This is a genomic window from Amycolatopsis sp. NPDC048633 (genome assembly GCF_040650695.1).
In the GTDB taxonomy this organism is placed as follows: Bacteria; Actinomycetota; Actinomycetes; order Mycobacteriales; family Pseudonocardiaceae; genus Amycolatopsis.
In genome coordinates, this window is sequence record NZ_JBEZHS010000056.1 from 18,883 (window position 1) to 36,385 (window position 17,503).

The window sequence follows — 17,503 nt, forward strand, 5'->3', positions numbered from 1 at the left end:
CGTAACGCCTCACCCGTTACACTGCCAGGGTGCCCGACGATCTCGCCTTCCGCTTCGACTGCGGCGCCCCCTGGCTGAACCTCCTGGCCACCCGGGGCCGCACCTTCGGCGCCAAGCCGATCGAACGCATGCCGACGACGGCCCGGCTGACCGAGTGGCTCGCCGAGGTCGGCCTGACGCCCCTCGCACAGGTCAGCGACACCGACCTCGCCGACGCGCACCGGCTGCGCGAGACGCTGCGCGAACTCGCCCTCGGCGCCGTCGACGGGATCGCGCCCCGGGCCGATCAGGTGCGGGCGCTGACGGCGTTCTTCGGCAGTGAACCGGTCCACCTGGCCGCGCTCGACCGGTTGCACCGCAGCGCCCCGCCCACGACCGCCGACGCCCTGGGCAGGCTCGCCCACCAGGCGGCCGACTGGCTGACCGGGCCGTTGCGCGAGGACCTGCGGGTCTGCCCGGAGCAGGACTGCCGCGGGGTGTTCTCCGACCCGGGCGGCCGGCGGCGCTGGTGCCCGTCACCCGCGTGTGCCAGCCGAGGGCGGGTACGTGCACTCAGGGAGCGGCGACGCGCCGGGTCATGAGGGCCAGAGGATCCGGCGCATCGGCACCGCGCCCCGGGCCCGCTTACGCCACTCGCGCGGGTAGCCGAGCGACACCTCTTCGAACCGCACGCCGTCGGCTTCGGTCGTCCGCGGGATGTGCAGGTGGCCGTAGACGGCGATCTCCGCGCGGTAGCGGACGTGCCAGTCCTCGGTCTTCGTGGTGCCGCACCACAGCGCGAACTCCGGCCAGTACAGCGGCGCCGTCGGGTGGCGGTGCAGCGGCCAGTGCGACATCAGGATCGTGCCGTGGTCCTCGGGGATCGCGTCGAGGCGCTCGGTGCTGATCTTGAGCCGGTCCGCGCACCACGCCTGCCGGCTCGGGTACGGGTCCGGGTGCAGGAAGTACTCGTCCGTGCAGACCACTCCGGCGGCCCGGGCCTGGCTCAGGGCCTCCTCCAGGGACTTGCCCTCCGCTTCCGGGGTCCGCCAGCTGTAGTCGTAGAGCAGGAAGAGCGGCGCGATCGTGAGCGGCCGCTCGCCGTGGCGCCAGACCGGGAACTCGTCTTCGGGCGTGAGCACGTCGATCTCGCGGCACTGTTCGACGAGGTACTCGTAGCGCGCCTGGCCCCGCAGCTGGCATTCGTCGTTCTTCGTGGTCCACAGCTCGTGGTTACCCGGCACCCAGACGACCTTCGCGAACCGCTCGCGCAGGGTCTTCAGGGACCCGATGGTCGCTTCGGCCCGCTCGGCGACGTCCCCGGCGACGAGCAGCCAGTCACCGGGTGTCTCCGGGACGACGTCGTCGAGGATCGGGCCGTTGCCCTCGTGGGTCACGTGGAGGTCGCTGGTGGCGAAGAGGTGCGGCACCCCTCCACCGTAACCACCGGGGTCGCGGAACCTGCGCGAAACCGGCGGATCCCGGGTGTTTTCCGCACGGACACGGGCATCGCGCCCGGTCACCCGGCCCGGGCGGCCGCCCCGGGTACTTCGGCGACCGGACCGGCCGCCGGGCGTCGCCGCACCAGCATGAGCACCCCCGCCAGCACGTACACGCCGGCCTGGATGTTCAGCAGCACCGCCGGTCCGGTCGTCGCGACCAGCGTCCCGGCCAGCAGCGCTCCCACCGTCGTGAACGTCGCGATCGCGGCGAACGCCGTGCTCAGCACCCGGCCCGCCCGCTCCGGCGCCACCGCGCTCTGGATCTCCGAGAGCACCCCCGCGCCCGCGGCCACGCCCGGCGCGCCGACCAGGACGAACAACCCGACGTACAGGCCGAGTGCCGTCGTCACCAGCCACATGTTCCAGATCACCGCCGAGATGAGGCCCAGCGCGACCGAACCCCAGCCGAGCAATATCGCCGGTGCCACCCGCCGCGCCACCGTGGCCAGCGCGAACCCGGCCGCCAGCCCGCCGATCGCCTGGACACCGCGCAACAGGCCCGCGTCGGCTTCGCTGCCGCCCAGCACGTCCAGGACGTACACCACGAACAGCACCAGGAACATGCCCTGCGCCAGCGAGGTGAAGACGACCGCGAGCCCGGTGCGCCACAGCCGGCGGTTGTGCGTGAGCTCGCGGAGACCGTCGAGCCAGGCCTGCACGACCGGTTCGGGCGCGGCGGCCGGCGCGGGCGCGCTCACCCGGCGGAACGGCTTGGCCAGCAGCGCCGCCGCCACCGCCAGCACGGCCAGGTAGCCGGTGATGACGTGCGAGAGCCCGCCGAAGCCGAGCAGCGCGCCGCCCGCCCAGCCGCCGGCCAGCCGGGCGACGCTGCCGTTCACGCTCATCAGCCCGTTCGCGCCGGTGACCTCCTCGACGCCGACCAGCTCCGGCACCAGGGCGTTGCGCGCCGGTTCGAACACCGACGCCAGCGCCGCCTGCGCGGCCATCACCGCGTACACGACGACGATGCCGGGGTCGGCCAGCAGCGGCAGCGCGACGACGGCCAGCCCGCAGCAGACGCCGAACAGCACCGCCCGCCGGTTCCACCGGTCGGCCACCACGCCGGCGACCGGGCTCAGCAGCACCGCGGGCAGCAGGCCGAGCACGATGCTCAGCGCCGTCGTCGCGGCGGAACCGGTGCGCTGGAAGACGTACACCGGCAACGCCACCTGCAACATCCACTCGGCTGTCTCGCCGAAGAACGCGGCCACCCACAACCGCGCGAACGCCGGAACCCCCAGCAGCTGCTTCATTCCTCCGCCTTTCCCGAGTGTTCGATGCGCGGGAACGCCCGCAGGCCGACGTGCACCGGGTGGGCCCCCGCCGGCGCGTCGGTCCGGATGGCCCCGACGTAGGGCCGGACCAGGGCATCGATCGCGGTCGTCAGCCGGGTCAGCTCTTCCGGCGTGACGCGCAGCGCGTACGAAATCAAGCCGGACGCCGCGCGCCAGGCGGGGTCGAGGCCGTCGAGCGAGTCCAGGTACCGCTGGGTCAGCTCCTGCTCGTGGCCCAGGGTCGCGCCCACCATGCCGAGCTGGGCCGCCCGGTGCGCCGGGTCGTCAGCCAGCTCCCCCATCTCCAGCCCGACCTGGCGGGCGCGCCACGGCCGCTCCCGGCCGTCTTCGGCGTCCGCCCGCTCGACCAGGCCGTACTGCGCGAGCTGCCGCAGGTGCCAGCTGCAGTTGGACGCGGTCGAGCCGACCGCCTCCGCACACTCGCTCGCGGTGCGCGGGCCGACGGCGGTCAGGTGGTTCAGGAGCGCCGAACGCAGCGGATGCGACAGCGCGCGCAGCAGCTCGACGTCCTCGATCCGCTTGCGCGGCGGCAGCTCGGCCATCGGTCGTCCTATCTGGGAGTCTATCTGAAAGAGTCATTTCGAAAGTTCTCTTTCATAGTTGGTCCCGCCTGCGGGTTTGTCAAGGAGCTCCGCTATCGTTCGCGGGGCAGTGACTGCGCAAGGCAGTGACTGACTCGTCACCCGACTTGGATGGATGTTGCCCGACCAGCGCGAACTCGCCACCGCCGCCGCCCTCGCCCTCCCCCGGTTCGTGGGCTCGACCGCCCTCTTCCACGCCGCGGTGGCCGAGCGGATGGCCGTCACCCCCACCGAGCTGCACTGCCTGCACCTGCTCCACGGCGGGGTCAGCGACTCCCCGACCGAGCTCGCCCGGCTGCTCAGGATGTCCACCGGCGCGTTCACGCGGCTGCTCGACCGGATGGAACGCCACCGGCTCGCCGAGCGCGCCCCGGACCCGGCGGACCGTCGCCGGCTCGTCGTCCGGCCACTGCCCGACCGGATGGCCGAGCTCGCCGAGCTGTACGCGCCGATGGCCCGGTTCGTCGGCGAGCGGCTCGCCCACCTGGACCGCCGTCAGCTGACCGCACTCGTCGGTTTCCTCACCGACGGCACCGCGGCCGCCGAACAGGCGTCGGGGAACCTGCCGAATGTGACCCACGCCATAACCAGTTGACTAACTCTACGGATGTTGCGTTAACCTGGCTCCACTATGAGGAACTGAACCGCGCCCATCCCGCTTCCGAGGCGGCACCCGGTCGAGCCTGACGCTCCCGCGTGCCACGACGCCCGGCGGGATTTCCGCTTCTTCTCATCCGGGCCCGGTGATCGCACATGTCTACCCTTTTTCCCTTGCAGGCCAAGGACGTCGTCTTCGGCTACGGCACCCGCGTCGTCCTCGACGGCGTCACGCTGACCGCGTCGGGCGGGCAGCGCCTCGGCCTGGTCGGCGAGAACGGCACCGGCAAGTCCACGCTGCTGCGGCTGCTCGCCGGGCTGGAAGAACCGCGCTCCGGCGAGGTCCTCCGCGGCCCGGACGTCGGGTTCCTGCTGCAGGAGCTGCCGTTCGGCCTGGACGCGACCTTCGCCGACGTCCTCGACGACGCGCTCGCCGAGATCCGCGCCGCCACGGTCCGGCTCGACGAGCTGACCGCGGAGATGACCGACCGGCCCGACGATCCGGGCGTGCTCGACGAGTACGGCCGGGTCCTGGAATGGGCGCAGGCCCACGACCTGTGGGACGCCGACCGCCGCGCGAAGCTCGTCTGTGACGGGCTCGGCCTCGGCGGCATCGAGCCGAACCGGCGGCTGGGCACGATGTCCGGCGGGCAGCGCTCCCGGCTCGGCCTGGCCGCGCTGCTGATCCGGCGGCCGGAAACCCTGCTGCTGGACGAGCCGACCAACCACCTCGACGACGCCGCGATGGACTTCCTGGAACGCCATCTCGCCGAGCTGACCGGGATCGTGGTGCTGTCGTCACATGACCGGGTGTTCCTCGACGCGGTCTGCACCGACATCGTCGACCTCGACCCGGCCGCGGCCGACCGCCAGGCCGGCGGCGCGGTCCGCTACGGCGGCAGCTATTCCGACTACCTCGGGCACAAGAAGGCCGAGCGGGCACGGTGGGAACAGCGCTTCGCCGAGGAACAGGAGGAGCTGAAAGAGCTGCGGGAGACCGTCGCGGTCACCGCGCGCAACGTCGCTTACGGCCGGGCACCGCGCGACAACGACAAGTTCATCCACAAGTTCAAGGGCGCCCGCGTCCAGAAGACGATCTCGCGGCGGGTGCGCGACGCCGAGCAGCGGCTCGAGCACCTGGAACGCGACCAGGTGCGCAAGCCCCCGGCACCGCTGCGGTTCCGGGCCGAGCTCACCGGGCACGCGACGGGTGACGGACCCGCGATCTCGGTGCGCTCACTGGAGGTGCCGGGGCGGCTGAGCCTGCCGCGGCTGGACGTCGGCGCGTCGGCACGGCTGCTCGTCACCGGCGGGAACGGCGCCGGGAAGTCGACGCTCCTGGCCGTGCTGGCGGGGCAGCTCACGCCCGCGGGCGGCGCCGTCCACTTCGGACACGGCGTGCGCGTCGGACTGCTGGAGCAGGACGTCGTGTTCGCCGAGCCGGAACGGACGGCGGCCCGGGCGTACCGGGACGCGCTCGGCGAGGACGCACCCCCGCTGAGCCACCTCGGCCTGCTGGCGTCCCGCGACCTGCGGCAGCCGGTGGGCGCGCTTTCGGTGGGTCAGCGCCGCCGGCTGGCGCTGGCGATCCTGCTCGCCGAGCCGCCGGACGTCCTGCTGCTGGACGAGCCGACGAACCACATTTCGCTGACCCTGGCGGAAGAACTGTTCACGGCGCTGGAATCGGCGCCGGGCGCGGTCGTCATCGCGTCCCACGACCGGTGGCTGCGCCGGGACTGGACAGGTGACCACCTGGAACTGGCCGCCGGCCGACCCGCCGCCGTATAGGCCGTTATACACAGCTGAAAGCGTCAGAGGGTGATGCCGAGCAGCGCGTCGACGGCGATGCGGATCAGGCCCGGCGCCGCCGGGTCCGTGCCGTCGCGGCGCAGGGTCTCGTTCGCCCACGCGTCGATCGCGGCCAGGGCCTTCGGTGTGTCGAGGTCGTCGGAGAGGTGGTCGCGCAGCCGCGTGATCGTGTCCTCGGCGGACGGGCCGGTCGAGAGGGAGACGGCTTCCCGCCAGCGAGCCAGCCGGGTCTCGGCCTCGGTCAGCAGGTCGGCCGTCCAGGCGCGGTCGGCGCGGTAGTGGCCGGCGAACAGCGCCAACCGGATCGCGCCCGGGTCGACCTGGTCGGCCCGCAGCCGCGAGACGAACACCAGGTTCCCGCGCGACTTCGACATCTTCTCGCCGTCGAGGCCGATCATCCCGGCGTGCACGTAGTGACGGGCGAACTGGCCGTCCTTGGCGACGGCTTCGGCGTGCGCCGCGCTGTACTCGTGGTGCGGGAAGATGAGGTCGGAGCCGCCGCCCTGGAGGTCGAACCCCAGCCCCAACCGGTTGACCGCGATCGCGCTGCACTCGATGTGCCAGCCGGGGCGGCCCGCGCCCAGCTCGGACTCCCACGACGGCTCGCCCTCTCGGGCCACGCGCCACAGCAGCGCGTCCAGCGGGTGGCGCTTGCCGGCGCGGCCGGGGTCGCCGCCGCGCTCGGCGAAGAACTTCGTCATGGTCGGCTCGTCGTAGTTCGACTCGTAGCCGAACTTGCCGGTCGCCGTGTGGTCGAAGTAGACGTCCGGGAACTCCGGGTCATCCGCGCGGTAGGCAGCGCCGTTCGCGAGCAGCTTCGCGATGACCTCGACGATCTCCGGGATGCTTTCCACCGCGCCGACGAACTGCTTCGGCGGCAGTACACGCAGCGCGGTCATGTCCTCGCGGAACAGGGCGGTCTCGCGCATGCCCAGCACGACCCAGTCGTCCTGGTCGCGCTGGGCCCGCTCGAGCAGCGGCTCGTCGATGTCCGTCACGTTCTGCACGTAGTGGACGTCGTGCCCGTTGTCCCGCCAGATGCGGTTCACCAGGTCGAAGGCCAGGTACGTCGCGGCGTGCCCCAGATGCGTCGCGTCGTAGGGCGTGATGCCGCAGACGTACATCCGGGCGGTGGCGCCGGGCGCGGTCGGGCGGATCTGCCCGGTGGCCGTGTCGTGGAGCCGCAGCGGGCGGGGGGTGCCGGGGATGCGGGGCACGTCGACCGTTGACCAAGTCTGCATACCCTCGACTGTAAGCGTTCGCTCCGGCACCCTCCCGCCCGGTGGGACTGCTCCCCCACGTGGAGCAGCGGCTACTGCCGGCGTGCGACGTTCGCCACGATGGCGTCGCGGACGAACTCCCCGGCGCCGGGCCGCTGCTCGTCCTCCCGGATCAGGAACCCGAGCTGTACCGGTTCGGTGACGTACAGCTCACCGATCCGCCGCTGCGTCTCGTAGGAGCACTCCCCCATGACGCGGGCGAGCATGGCCCGGTGCTCCTCGGCGAGGTCCGTCGCCTCGGTGCTGTCCGGTGCGCCACCCGCGTCCCGCAGTGCGGTGAGGCGGCGGACCCAGTCCTGCCGCAACGCTTCCCCGGCCGCCAGGTCCTCCTTGGACGGTGGGGTCGCGCCCTGCCACTCGGGGGTGTCGCCCCATCGCCTCGCGGCCTCTTCCGCGTAGCCGTCCGGCTCGCGGAACCCGCCGAACACTTCGAACTTCTCCTCGGGCGTCAGTGCGTTGCCCATGGCTCTCGCCTCCATCGCGCGATCGACGGCCGCGACCATCCGCCCGAGCTCGCCGATGCGCGCCACCAGCAGCTCCCGCTGCCGTTCCAGGTGCGCGCCGGCGTCGGTGCCCGGGTCGTCGACGAGGGTCGCGATCGTCTCGAGGGGAAACCCGAGCTCCCGGTAGAACAGGATGCGCTGCAGCCGGTCGAGATCGTCGTCGTCGTAGCTGCGGTACCCCGAGCCCGTCCGGCCGCTCGGGCTGAGCAGGCCGATCTCGTCGTAGTGGTGCAGCGTCCGGACGGTGATCCCGGCCAGTGCAGCGACCTTGCCCACGGGATGTCCCATCGGTTTCCCTTCGTCCTCTCCGGCCGTTGTGGCCCTTCCGGTGATCACGGTGACGCCTCACGCGACGTGAGGGTCAAGCGTCACCCTTCCGTAGCCGTCACGCTCCGGCGAGCGCGGTTAGCCTGGCTCGATGAGGCCGGAGGTCGCGGTGGGCAGCGCGGGCGCCGTGATCGTCCTGGTCGCGGCGGTCCTCTTCGGTCTGCGCCGGCGCCGGAAGCGGCCGGCTCCCGGCGTCCCGGCGGTGCACGGTGACGTTCCTCGCGAACCGCTGTCCGCCGTGCGCCGCGCCGCGCTGCTGGCCCGGATCGAGGACGCTTTCGGCGCCGGCCGGTTCTGCGTCCTGCTCGGCGGCAACGGCGTGGGCAAGACCCACCTGGCCGCCGCGTATGCCCGGGACAGCCGCTCGCCGGTGGTCTGGGTCGCGGCGGAAGCGCCGGGGAACGCCGTCCTGGCATACGCGGAATTGGCCGGGGCAGCCGGTTCCGACGCCGAAGCGGCCGCCCGCGCGGGCTTGGCGTGGCTGGACGGTCTCGACGACGCGGTGGTGGTCTTCGACGGCGCGACCGACCCGGACGCGCTCAACCGGTGGTTGCCCGCCCGGTGCCGGGTGCTCGTCACGACCACCGTGCCGGACTTCGAGATCCTCGGCGGCACGGTCCTGGTCGGCGGGTTCGACGAGGCCGAAGCGACCCGGTTCCTCGGCGCGCGAGCGGGCGGGGAACCCGATGAGGCCACTGAGGCCACTTCGGACGTCGCGCGGGAGCTGGGCTGCCTGCCGCTCGCACTGGCCCAGGCGGGCGCGCTGATCCGGCGCCAGGGCCTCGCGGGCTATCTCGACCGGCGGCCGCACACGCCGCCGCTGGAGCGGGAGCCGGGCGAGACCCACCCGGCGTGCGTCGAGGACACCACGCTCGCCGCGCTGCGGATGGTGGCCGCGCGGGACAGCCGGGCCCTGGTCATCGCCGAACTGCTCGCCGTGCTCGCTTCGCGGGGCACGCGCCGCGCGCTGGTCCACCGCGCCGGGCCCGACCCGGTGGCGGTGGACGCGGCGCTCGCCGGTCTCGCCGACGCCTCTCTGGCGGAGTTCGACGTCCGCGGCGGCACGGTCGTGATGCACCGCCTGACCCAGCGAGCGGTGCTCGGCCGGCTGCACGCGGAAGAGCGGCTGGCCCCGGCCCTGGACCAGGCGTTCGACGTGGTCGAGGGCGGCGACGCGGAAGTGGACCTCGCCGATCACGCCGCCGCGCTGTGGCGGCACTTCCGGGCGCTGCCGTCGGCCTCGCTGACTCCGCGGCTCGGCCGGATCCTGCGGCTGCGGCGCCATTCGGTGGACGTCCTGGCCGACGCGGGTGCGCTCGCCCAGGCCCGCGCGCTCGGCCGCGAGGTGCTCGCGGACCACCACGCGTACCTCCCCGCCGGGCACGAGGACACCGCCCTCGCCGCGCGGTCCCTGTATCGGGCGGGCGAGCGGGTTCCCCGCGCCGGCTGACCGGCGATCGGGCTCGACCCGCCGCCGCCAGCCCGACCAGGTTCCCGCCGATCGCGGTTCAACCCCGCCGGGCGCTCCCCACCGCCGCGGCACCGAAGCCCGGTGTGGTGCACCCGACCAGGTCCCACCGATCGCACAGAAATCGCCGCTGGGTGCGGCCCGCCGCCTGCCCGACCAGGTTCCCCGCCGGCCACGCATCAGCGCCGCCGGGTCCGCCCCACCGCCGCAGCACCGAAACCCGCCGCCGCCCACCCGACCAGGGCCCGCCGATCGCGCGTCAGCGGCGCCGGGTGCGGAGGTAGTCCCCGACCACCGCGGCGCCGAGGCCGTCGAGGTCCGGTGCGACCACCCGGCCACCCGAGCGGCGCGCGATCACGTCCACGAACGCCGTCAACCTCGGGTCGTCGCCGAGGCGGAACACCGTCACCGATGCGCCCAGCTTGGCCAGCCGGTCCACTTCGGACAGTGTCTTGTGGAGGGTCCGGGGCTGGGGCGGGTAGTCGAAGACGGCTTCGCCGTCCGGTTCCAGGTGGGCGGTCGGCTCGCCGTCGGTGACCATCAGGACCACCGGCTGGGCGTCGGGGTGGCGGCGCAGGTGCTGCCCGGCCAGCAACAGCGCGTGGTGGGCGTTCGTGCCCTGCTCCCACGCGCCCTCCAGCCCGATCAGCTCCGGCAGCTCCACCGGCATCGCGTGGCGCCCGAACGTGATCAGCTGCAGCGCGTCGTTGCGGAAGCGGGTGCTGATCAGCTGGTGCAGCGCGAGCGCGGTGCGCTTCATCGGCAGCCAGCGGCCCTCCTGCACCATCGACCACGACGTGTCGACCAGCAGCGCCACCGCCGCCCGGGACCGGTGCTCGGTCTCGACCACTTCGACGTCCTCGACGTCCAGCCGGACCGCGCTCTCCCCCACCGAAACCGACCGCAGCACGGCGTTGCGGATCGTCCGCGGCACGTCCCAGGGCTGCATGTCCCCGAACCGCCACGGCCGCGACGCGCCGGTCGGCTCGCCGGCCGCGCCCGCCGACTCGGTCTCGCGGTCGCCGGTCTTGCCGCGCAACGCGTTCACGATGTCGGACAGCGCCGTCTCGCCCAGGCGCCGCAACGCCTTGGGCGACAACCGGAGCGTCCCGTCGGCGGCCCGTTCGAACAGGCCCTGGCGACGCAGCTCACGCTCCAGTTCGGACAGTCGCCGGGCGTCGACGCCGGCGTCCTTGCCGAGCTGGCGTTCGAGCGACTCCAGGTCGATGTCCTCCAGCCGCGCGCCGGGGTAGGACTGGCCGAGCTGCTCGGCCAGCGCGTCCAGCTCCGCGAGATCCGCCATCGCCTGGGCGCCTTCGCCCATGCCCAAGGGGTTCTTGCCGCGGAAGCGCTCCGAACCCGTCCAGTCCTCTCCCGGCCGCGCCGCCCGCAGCTGACTGTCCAGCTGGGACAGCTGCTGCGCCAGCCGCGGGTCGCCGAACGCCTGCTGGGTCAGCTCGGCCAGCTCCGCGCGCTGCTCGGCCGACATCGAGTTGAGCATCCGCTGGGCCGCCGCGGACCGCTCGGCGAGCGCGTCGATCAGCTCTTCGACGTTCCGCGGGTTCTCCGGGAAGAACTCCCCGTGCTTGGCCATGAAGTCGTCGAAGCGCTCCTGGATGTCCTCGGCGCCCTGAGCGTGGGAGGCGAGCAGGTCGTTGAGGTCGGAGAGCATCTCGTTGATCCGCTCGACGTCCTCGGGACCGGCGTTCTGCAGCGCCTGCTTCATGCCCTGGAAGCGCGACTCCATCAGCTCCTGGCCGAGCAGGTCCCGGATCTTCTGGTAGTTCTCCCGGCCCTGCTCCGAGCGCCAGTCGTACTCGGAAAGCTCGTTGACGGCCGCCGCGGTGCCCGGCGGCAGCGCGTCGAGCTGCGCCTCCCGGAAGCGGGCGTCGTCGTCCGGGTCCGGGAACAGCTCGCGCCGTTCGGCGTCGAGGGCGTCGGACAGCAGGCGCTGGACCTCCTGCAGGGTGCCGTCGAGGTTGTTGCGCCGCTGGATCTGCGACCGGCGCTGCCACAGGCGCCGGGTCAGCTCGTCCAGGCCCGAGGTGCGCTCCGTGCCGCGCCGGAGCAGCTCCTCCAGCGCGGACCGCGGCGACGCCCCGGCCATCACCTCGCGGCCGATCTCGTCGAGCGCGTCGCGCAGGTCGGCCGGCGGCGCGAGCGGGTCGGGCCCGTCGTGCCACGGGCCGTAGGAGTAGCCGTCGGGAAGCGGGACCGCGGTCATCGGCCGTAGACGGTCGTCGTGTCGTCGGAGTCCTTGGCGAGCCGCCGGGCCAGGAACAGCGATTCGAGGGCGAGCTCGACGGCGGCCGCGATGCGCCCGGCCGGTTCGTCGGGTGAGACGCCGGCGCGCTGCGCGACCTCGTGCAGCACCGGGAGCTCAGGCAGGGCCTTCAGGACGTCCGCGCCCGGCACGCGCTCGCCGGTGGCGACCAGGTGTCCTTCGGCGACCGCGTCGGCCAGCGGCCGCAGGTCGAGGCCCGCGAACCGCTCGCGGGCGGTCTCGGCGATCGCACGGCGCAGCAGGTGCACGAGGTGTTCGACCTCGCGACCTTCTTCGCCGGGCTCGAACTCGATCTTGCCGCGCAGCACCGACGGGACGGCGTCGAGGTCGACGGGGCGGGCCACGGCGGGCTCCTCCCCGGTCAGCGCCGCGCGTCGCAACGCCGCCGCGGCCACTGTTTCCGCCGCGGCGACGGCGAACCGCGCCGAGACGCCGGAGCGCTGGTCGATGACCGGCGATTCCCGGAGGTTCCGGACGAACCGGGCGATGACCTCCAGCAGCGGCTCGCCGACTTCGGCGACCAGGTGGGCTTCCTGCCGGACGACGGCCACCTCCGACTCCACGTCGAGGGGGTAGTGGGTGCGGATCTCGGCGCCGAAGCGGTCCTTGAGCGGGGTGATGATCCGGCCGCGGTTGGTGTAGTCCTCGGGGTTCGCGGTGGCGACGAGCAGGACGTCCAGGGGCAGCCGCAGCGTGTAGCCGCGGACCTGGATGTCGCGCTCCTCCATCACGTTCAGCAGCGCGACCTGGATGCGCTCGGCGAGGTCGGGCAGCTCGTTGATCGCGACGATGCCGCGGTGGGCGCGCGGGACCAGGCCGAAGTGGATGGTCTCGGGGTCACCCAGGCTGCGGCCCTCGGCGACCTTCACCGGGTCGACGTCGCCGATCAGGTCGCCGACCGAGGTGTCCGGCGTGGCGAGCTTCTCGGTGTAGCGCTCGGAGCGGTGGCGCCAGGCGACCGGCAGCTCGTCCCCGAGCTCGGCGGCACGCCGGATGGAGGCGGGCGTGATCGGCTGCAGCGGGTGTTCGCCCAGCTCGGAGCCCTCGATGACGGGCGTCCACTCGTCGAGGAGCCCGGAGAGGGTGCGGAGCAGGCGGGTCTTGCCCTGCCCGCGTTCGCCGAGCAGGACGACGTCGTGCCCGGCCAGCAGCGCGCGTTCGAGCTGCGGGAGCACGGTGCGGGAGAACCCGACGATGCCCGGCCAGGCGTCGACCCCCGTGCGGAGGGCGGTCAGCAGGTTGTCGTGGATCTCTCGCGCGATCGGGCGGGGCTCGTACCCGGCCGCGCGCAGGGCCCCGGCGGTGCGGGGAAGTGCGTCTGGAACTGCGTTCACCCGTTCGACGCTACTGCCGGATCGGCGGCCCGTCGATGTGGAGCCACTCCAGCGTGGGCGCGCTGCCGGAGTGTGGGAGGGCCCGGTAAAATAGGGCGTCGTGTGCCGTCCCAGTGCGACCTTCGCCGTCTGGTCCTCCGCGTGGCTGAACGGAGCCGCCGCGTCCGACGATGTCCTCGACGCCCTGCTCGCGTGGGGTGAAGCCCACGACGTCGTGGCGGCCGACGCCGCCGCGGCCGAGGCGTTCACGCTGCCGCTGGCGTTCAACCGCGCGGCCACCCCGGTCCAGCTGCTGATGGCGCTGCGTTCGCAGGGAGCGAAAAGCATGCGGCTGGTGCTCCCGGTCCCGGGCGACGTCCGCGGCCTCGGCGGCGCCGGTCCGTTCGCGGAGGCGGCGCTGCGCGCGGGCGACGCGGTGGTCCTCCCGGAGCTCGGCTTCGGGCTGGTGCCGCAGCCGATCGCCGAGGGCCTGGTGCGCTGGACGGTCTTCTCGCTGTCCCCGGCGGCCGCGCCCGAGTACGTCGGGCTGGCGGACGCCGAGCACGGGCTGACGGACGCGATCCGCAACAGCGCGGGGGCGCTGCAGGCACTGGACGTGGCTTCGGACCGGCCGGGAGTGCGGGCCGAGCTGTCGGCGCACCTGCGGTCCCGGCCGGACGTCGACTGGCCGGCGGGCACCCCGGGGCGCTCGTTGCGGGTGCTGCAGCGGGCGGAGGAGATCGCGGCGATCCTGGCGATCGCCTCGTCGGACGACCCGGGCGGAGCACTGTCGGCATCGGCTTCGTCGTTGCGGGCCGAGGCGCTACGACCACTGTCGGACGCGGTCCGGACGGCCCGGTGCGCGGCGGTCAACGAGGCGGTGCGGGTGTTCGCCGAGCAGACGGCTCGCGAAGGCTGACGCGCGTAGCCTCGGCTCGGTGGAGCTGCCCGCCTACTGGCTGCCCCGGCCGGTCGCGCCGACGTCCCGGGCGCTGCGCGCCGAGTTCGACGAAGTCCTGGACCGCGCGATCGCGGCCGGGCCGGACCGGCCGATCGACTACCGGGTCGACGCACCGAAGTGGCAGTTCCTGTGCCACGCCGCGGACCGGGCGGAGCACGTCCTGCACGGCTCGGGCAATCCCGGTATCGCCGAGTTCACGCCCCGCACCCCCGACGATCCGACCGCTTTCGGCGGCCGGCACGCGGTGTTCGCGGCGGCCGACGGTGTCTGGCCGGTTTTCTACGCGGTCCTGGACCGCGCCCGCGTGCCCTTGATGTGCAACGGGTGCGTCCGCTTCGGCGGCGAGGCGCGGTACTACTTCTCGATCAGCGCGCCGGCCCTGGCTCTGCGGCCGTGGCGGACCGGCACCGTGTACCTGCTGCCGGCCGCCACCTTCGAGCTCGAACCCCCGAACGGCGGGATCCGGCCGGTCCAGGTCGCGAGCCCGGTGCCGGTGCGGCCGGTCGCGAAGCTCACGGTCGGGCCGGAAGACTTTCCCTTCCGGGACGACGTCCACGGGCACGTCGACGAAGACCTGGCGGCCCGGGTGGCCGCCGACCCGGACGGATTTCCCTGGCACGAACCGGCGGCGTGACCCGCCGGGCTCAGCGGGCCGGGCGCTTGGCCGGTTCGCAGCAGCCCACCGCGCACGGCGCGCCGTTCACCGTGCAGCCCGCCGCCGGGAACGAGGACAGCTTGCGCGGCTCCACTCCGTGCGTGTGCTCGCGGACCAGCTCCACCACCAGCTCCGCGAACCTCGGGTCCGAACCCGCCGTCGCCGCGCGGGCGAACGCCATTCCGTGCTCCGCCGCCCGCTCGGCCGCCTCGTTGTCGAGGTCCCAGATCACCTCGAGGTGGTCCGAGACGAACCCGATCGGCGAGACGACGACCCCGGTCACCCCCGACTCGTGCAGCGCGTCGATGTGGTCGACGATGTCCGGCTCCAGCCACGGCACCTGTGGCGGCCCCGAGCGCGACTGCCAGACCACGTCGTAGTCCGAGATGCCCGCTTCGGCCGCGACCAGGCGAGCCGCCTCGGCGATCTGGCGGGAGTACCGGCGGCCGCCGCCGGAGGGCGGACCCGAAGCAGCGTCCGCGCTCGATGGGACCGAGTGAGCCGTGAACACCGTGCGGATCCCGGGTGCGTCACCCAGCGACGCGTGGGCCGCGCGCACGCCGTCCGCGACCGCCGAGACGAACAGCGGGTGGTCGAAGAACTGGCGCAGCTTCACCATTTCGGGGGCATCGGGGCCGACCGCCGCGCGGGCGCGCTCGATGTCCTCGTCGTACTGGCGGCACGCCGAGTAGCCGCCGTACGCGCTCGTCGGGAACACCAGAACGCGCTTTGCCCCCTCCGAGGTCAGCGACGCCAGGGTGTCCTCGACCATCGGGTGCCAGTTGCGGTTGCCGAAGTGCACCGGCAGGTCCACGCCGGCGGCCGCGAGCTGCTTCTCGACCGCGGCCATCGCGTCGCGGTTCAGCTTGTTGATCGGCGAGACGCCGCCGAAGTGCCGGTAGTGCTCGGCGACCTCGAGGAGGCGCTCCCGCGGCACACCCCGGCCCCTGGTGACGTTCTCGAGGAACGGCATGACGTCGTCAGGCCCTTCCGGACCGCCGAACGAAAGCCACAGCAACGCGTCGTATCCCACCTCGTCCATCTTGCCGATGTGGCGGCCCGCACGCTGACGGGGGCCAGTTATGAATCGACCAGTACAAAACCCTGGTACCGTGACGACATGGCCAGGCCACGGGAGTTCGACGAGACCGCCGCCGTCGAGAGCGCGATGCACGCGTTCTGGACCCACGGCTACGAGGCGACGTCGACGCAGGACCTGTGCGCGGCCACCGGGCTCGGGCGCAGCAGCGTCTACAACACCTTCACCAGCAAGAAAGCCCTGTTCCACCGGACCCTGACGCACTACAGCGGTCAAGGGCTCGCCGGCCGGAAAGCCATCCTCGAGAGCCCCGGCACGGCCACCGAACGGATCGCGGCCATGTTCGACGCCCTCGTCGACGACGAACTGGAGCACGGCCGCCGCGGCTGCCTCGTCGTGAACACCCTCGCCGAGCTGGGCACCCCCGACGACGAGATCGGCGAAGCCCTCCGCCGCGACACCGAGAAGCAGCTGGCCCTCCTCGCCGAGTGCGCGCGGGAAGGCGTCCTCGACGGCAGCCTGCGGCCCGGCCGCGACCCGGCCGACGTGGCGGAGTTCCTGTTGAGCACCATCTCCGGCCTGCGCGTGATGTCCCGCCGGGGCGCGAGCGGCGAGGCCATGCACGCCGTCGCGGACCTCGCCCTGTCGGCGATCGCCCGATAGAGAACACCGCCCAGCAAGGAACGCTGCCCGAATTTTGTACTGACCGATACACAACCAAGGAGGACCCGTGCCGCTGGCCGTCTTCGTCCTCGGGCTCAGCGTGTTCGCGCTGGGCACGTCCGAGTTCATGATCACCGGCCTGCTCCCCGGGATGGCCGCCGACCTGGGCGTGAGCATCCCCGACGCCGGGCTGCTGATCTCCGCCTTCGCGATCGGCATGGTCGTGGGCGCGCCGCTGCTGGCGATCGGCACCCTGCGGCTCCCCCGCCGCCGGACGCTCCTGGTGCTGCTCGGGGTCTTCCTCGCCGCGCACGTCGTAGGCGCACTCTCCACCGGGTACGCGCTGCTGTTCGCGACGCGAGTGGTGGCCGCGCTCGCCTGCGCGGGCTTCTGGGCCGTCGCCGTCGCGACGACGATCGCCCTGGTGCCCGTCGAGCGCCGCGGCCGGGCGATGGCGGTGCTGGTCGGCGGGCTGACCGTGGCGAACATCGCGGGCGTCCCCGCGGGCACGTTCATCGGCCAGCACGCGGGCTGGCCGACGGCGTTCTGGGCGGTCGCGGCGGTGACGCTGCTCGCGGCGGCCGGAGTGGCCGCGCTGGTGCCGGAGACGACCGGCGGCGGGATGAGCGTCCGGACCGAGCTGCGGCTGTACCGGCGCGGCCGGGTCTGGCTCGCGCTCGGCGTGATCGCGTTGTGCCAGGCCATGATCTTCGCCGCGTTCAGCTACTTCGCACCGCTGCTGACCGAAACCGACGGTCTCCCGGAGTCCTGGGTGCCGGGCGTCCTCGCGCTGTTCGGCGTGGGCGCGCTCATCGGGATCAGCGTGGGCGGCCGGCTCGCCGACCGCCACCCGTTCGCCACGCTCTACGGCTGCGTCGGGCTCGCCTTGGCATCACTGCTCGTCTTGGCCCTCACGACCGACGCGGGTGTCGCGGTGGCGGCCGTGCTCGTCTTCGGGGCCGCCGGGTTCGGCGCCAACCCGGCGCTGAACGTCCGCACGTACGCGGTGGCCGGGAACGCGCCGACCCTCGTCGGCGCCAGCACGACCGCGGCCTTCAACGTCGGCAACACGATCGGCCCGTGGCTCGGCGGGGTCGCGATCGGCGCCGGGCTGGGCTTCCCGAGCGTCGCCTGGACGGGAATGGCGCTCGGCGCGGCGACCCTGGTGGCCCTCACGGTCGCGGGGGGGGGGCCGCGGGGCGGCGGCCGCCCCCGGGCACCCCTCGCCGGGGGTTACGCCTATTCCG

General features: G+C 73.3%; 16 protein-coding genes. 8 read left to right on the forward strand and 8 right to left on the reverse strand.

The window, feature by feature from the left end; all coding sequences use genetic code 11:
• The first annotated feature begins 29 nt into the window (after positions 1-29).
• Entirely contained in the window at positions 30-581 is a 552-nt protein-coding gene (locus AB0C38_RS46990; RefSeq protein ID WP_360687314.1) for a CGNR zinc finger domain-containing protein, read from the forward strand.
• On the opposite strand, the gene AB0C38_RS46995 is transcribed toward AB0C38_RS46990, so the two are convergent.
• The 3 genes from AB0C38_RS46995 to AB0C38_RS47005 all read right to left on the reverse strand — a co-directional run bounded on the left by AB0C38_RS46995 (position 576) and on the right by AB0C38_RS47005 (position 3,318).
• Complete coding sequence (locus tag AB0C38_RS46995; protein WP_360687317.1) at positions 576-1,409, reverse strand: metallophosphoesterase; 834 nt, start codon at positions 1,407-1,409, stop codon at positions 576-578. The two genes, AB0C38_RS46990 and AB0C38_RS46995, sit on opposite strands and share 6 nt — an antisense overlap.
• A gap of 89 nt (positions 1,410-1,498) precedes the next feature.
• Complete coding sequence (locus tag AB0C38_RS47000; protein ID WP_360687320.1) at positions 1,499-2,734, reverse strand: MFS transporter; 1,236 nt, start codon at positions 2,732-2,734, stop codon at positions 1,499-1,501.
• Positions 2,731-3,318 (reverse strand): helix-turn-helix domain-containing protein, encoded by a 588-nt coding sequence (locus AB0C38_RS47005; protein ID WP_360687323.1) that lies wholly within the window; start codon positions 3,316-3,318, stop codon positions 2,731-2,733. The genes AB0C38_RS47000 and AB0C38_RS47005 overlap by 4 nt, the downstream gene beginning before the upstream one ends.
• Positions 3,319-3,475: 157 nt before the next feature.
• On the opposite strand from AB0C38_RS47005, the gene AB0C38_RS47010 reads away from it, so the two are divergent.
• Together AB0C38_RS47010 and AB0C38_RS47015 are read left to right on the forward strand one after the other, a co-directional pair.
• Positions 3,476-3,952, forward strand: a complete 477-nt coding sequence (locus AB0C38_RS47010) for a MarR family transcriptional regulator (RefSeq protein ID WP_360687354.1) — start codon at positions 3,476-3,478, stop codon at positions 3,950-3,952.
• Between the two features lie 158 nt (positions 3,953-4,110).
• Positions 4,111-5,742 carry an ABC-F family ATP-binding cassette domain-containing protein gene (locus AB0C38_RS47015; RefSeq protein WP_360687326.1) on the forward strand — a complete coding sequence of 544 codons (1,632 nt, stop codon included), beginning with the start codon at positions 4,111-4,113 and terminating at the stop codon, positions 5,740-5,742.
• Between the two features lie 23 nt (positions 5,743-5,765).
• Here AB0C38_RS47015 and mshC read toward each other — a convergent pair whose 3' ends face one another.
• Complete coding sequence (mshC, locus tag AB0C38_RS47020) at positions 5,766-7,004, reverse strand: cysteine--1-D-myo-inosityl 2-amino-2-deoxy-alpha-D-glucopyranoside ligase (protein ID WP_360687329.1); 1,239 nt, start codon at positions 7,002-7,004, stop codon at positions 5,766-5,768.
• A gap of 71 nt (positions 7,005-7,075) precedes the next feature.
• Positions 7,076-7,834: a MerR family transcriptional regulator gene (locus tag AB0C38_RS47025; protein WP_360687332.1), complete on the reverse strand. Its 759-nt coding sequence runs from the start codon at positions 7,832-7,834 to the stop codon at positions 7,076-7,078.
• A 130-nt stretch (positions 7,835-7,964) separates the two neighbouring features.
• On the opposite strand from AB0C38_RS47025, the gene AB0C38_RS47030 reads away from it, so the two are divergent.
• Positions 7,965-9,323 (forward strand): hypothetical protein, encoded by a 1,359-nt coding sequence (locus tag AB0C38_RS47030; RefSeq protein WP_360687335.1) that lies wholly within the window; start codon positions 7,965-7,967, stop codon positions 9,321-9,323.
• 277 nt (positions 9,324-9,600) lie between these two features.
• Here AB0C38_RS47030 and AB0C38_RS47035 read toward each other — a convergent pair whose 3' ends face one another.
• Both AB0C38_RS47035 and AB0C38_RS47040 read right to left on the reverse strand, forming a co-directional pair.
• The gene (locus tag AB0C38_RS47035; protein WP_360687337.1) at positions 9,601-11,565 is read right to left on the reverse strand and encodes a VWA domain-containing protein; all 1,965 of its coding nucleotides are present in this window, start codon (positions 11,563-11,565) and stop codon (positions 9,601-9,603) included.
• A complete protein-coding gene (locus AB0C38_RS47040; RefSeq protein ID WP_360687339.1) occupies positions 11,562-12,959 on the reverse strand; it encodes an ATP-binding protein in 1,398 nt (465 codons plus the stop codon). The genes AB0C38_RS47035 and AB0C38_RS47040 overlap by 4 nt, the downstream gene beginning before the upstream one ends.
• Before the next feature lie 100 nt (positions 12,960-13,059).
• Between AB0C38_RS47040 and AB0C38_RS47045 the strand changes: the two genes are divergently transcribed.
• Positions 13,060-13,857 (forward strand): hypothetical protein, encoded by a 798-nt coding sequence (locus AB0C38_RS47045; RefSeq protein ID WP_360687342.1) that lies wholly within the window; start codon positions 13,060-13,062, stop codon positions 13,855-13,857.
• Between the two features lie 19 nt (positions 13,858-13,876).
• Positions 13,877-14,533 (forward strand): hypothetical protein, encoded by a 657-nt coding sequence (locus AB0C38_RS47050; RefSeq protein WP_360687345.1) that lies wholly within the window; start codon positions 13,877-13,879, stop codon positions 14,531-14,533.
• Positions 14,534-14,543: 10 nt separating this feature from the next.
• Here AB0C38_RS47050 and AB0C38_RS47055 read toward each other — a convergent pair whose 3' ends face one another.
• Complete coding sequence (locus AB0C38_RS47055) at positions 14,544-15,587, reverse strand: ferrochelatase (RefSeq protein ID WP_360687357.1); 1,044 nt, start codon at positions 15,585-15,587, stop codon at positions 14,544-14,546.
• An 87-nt stretch (positions 15,588-15,674) separates the two neighbouring features.
• Here AB0C38_RS47055 and AB0C38_RS47060 point away from each other — a divergent pair, with 87 nt between their 5' ends.
• On the forward strand, positions 15,675-16,256 hold the full coding sequence (locus tag AB0C38_RS47060; protein ID WP_360687348.1) for a TetR/AcrR family transcriptional regulator: 582 nt from the start codon (positions 15,675-15,677) through the stop codon (positions 16,254-16,256).
• Between the two features lie 67 nt (positions 16,257-16,323).
• Positions 16,324-17,503 (forward strand): Cmx/CmrA family chloramphenicol efflux MFS transporter (locus tag AB0C38_RS47065; protein WP_360687351.1); only part of this gene is annotated, 1,180 nt, incomplete at its 3' end.

Coding starts and splice junctions, on each gene's coding strand:
- AB0C38_RS47000 (WP_360687320.1), bottom strand. CDS start 2,734: ATGAAGCAGCTGCTGGGGGTTCCGGCGTTCGCGCGGTTGTGGGTGGCC.
- AB0C38_RS47005 (WP_360687323.1), bottom strand. CDS start 3,318: ATGGCCGAGCTGCCGCCGCGCAAGCGGATCGAGGACGTCGAGCTGCTG.
- AB0C38_RS47015 (WP_360687326.1), top strand. CDS start 4,111: ATGTCTACCCTTTTTCCCTTGCAGGCCAAGGACGTCGTCTTCGGCTAC.
- mshC (WP_360687329.1), bottom strand. CDS start 7,004: ATGCAGACTTGGTCAACGGTCGACGTGCCCCGCATCCCCGGCACCCCC.
- AB0C38_RS47025 (WP_360687332.1), bottom strand. CDS start 7,834: ATGGGACATCCCGTGGGCAAGGTCGCTGCACTGGCCGGGATCACCGTC.
- AB0C38_RS47030 (WP_360687335.1), top strand. CDS start 7,965: ATGAGGCCGGAGGTCGCGGTGGGCAGCGCGGGCGCCGTGATCGTCCTG.
- AB0C38_RS47035 (WP_360687337.1), bottom strand. CDS start 11,565: ATGACCGCGGTCCCGCTTCCCGACGGCTACTCCTACGGCCCGTGGCAC.
- AB0C38_RS47060 (WP_360687348.1), top strand. CDS start 15,675: ATGGCCAGGCCACGGGAGTTCGACGAGACCGCCGCCGTCGAGAGCGCG.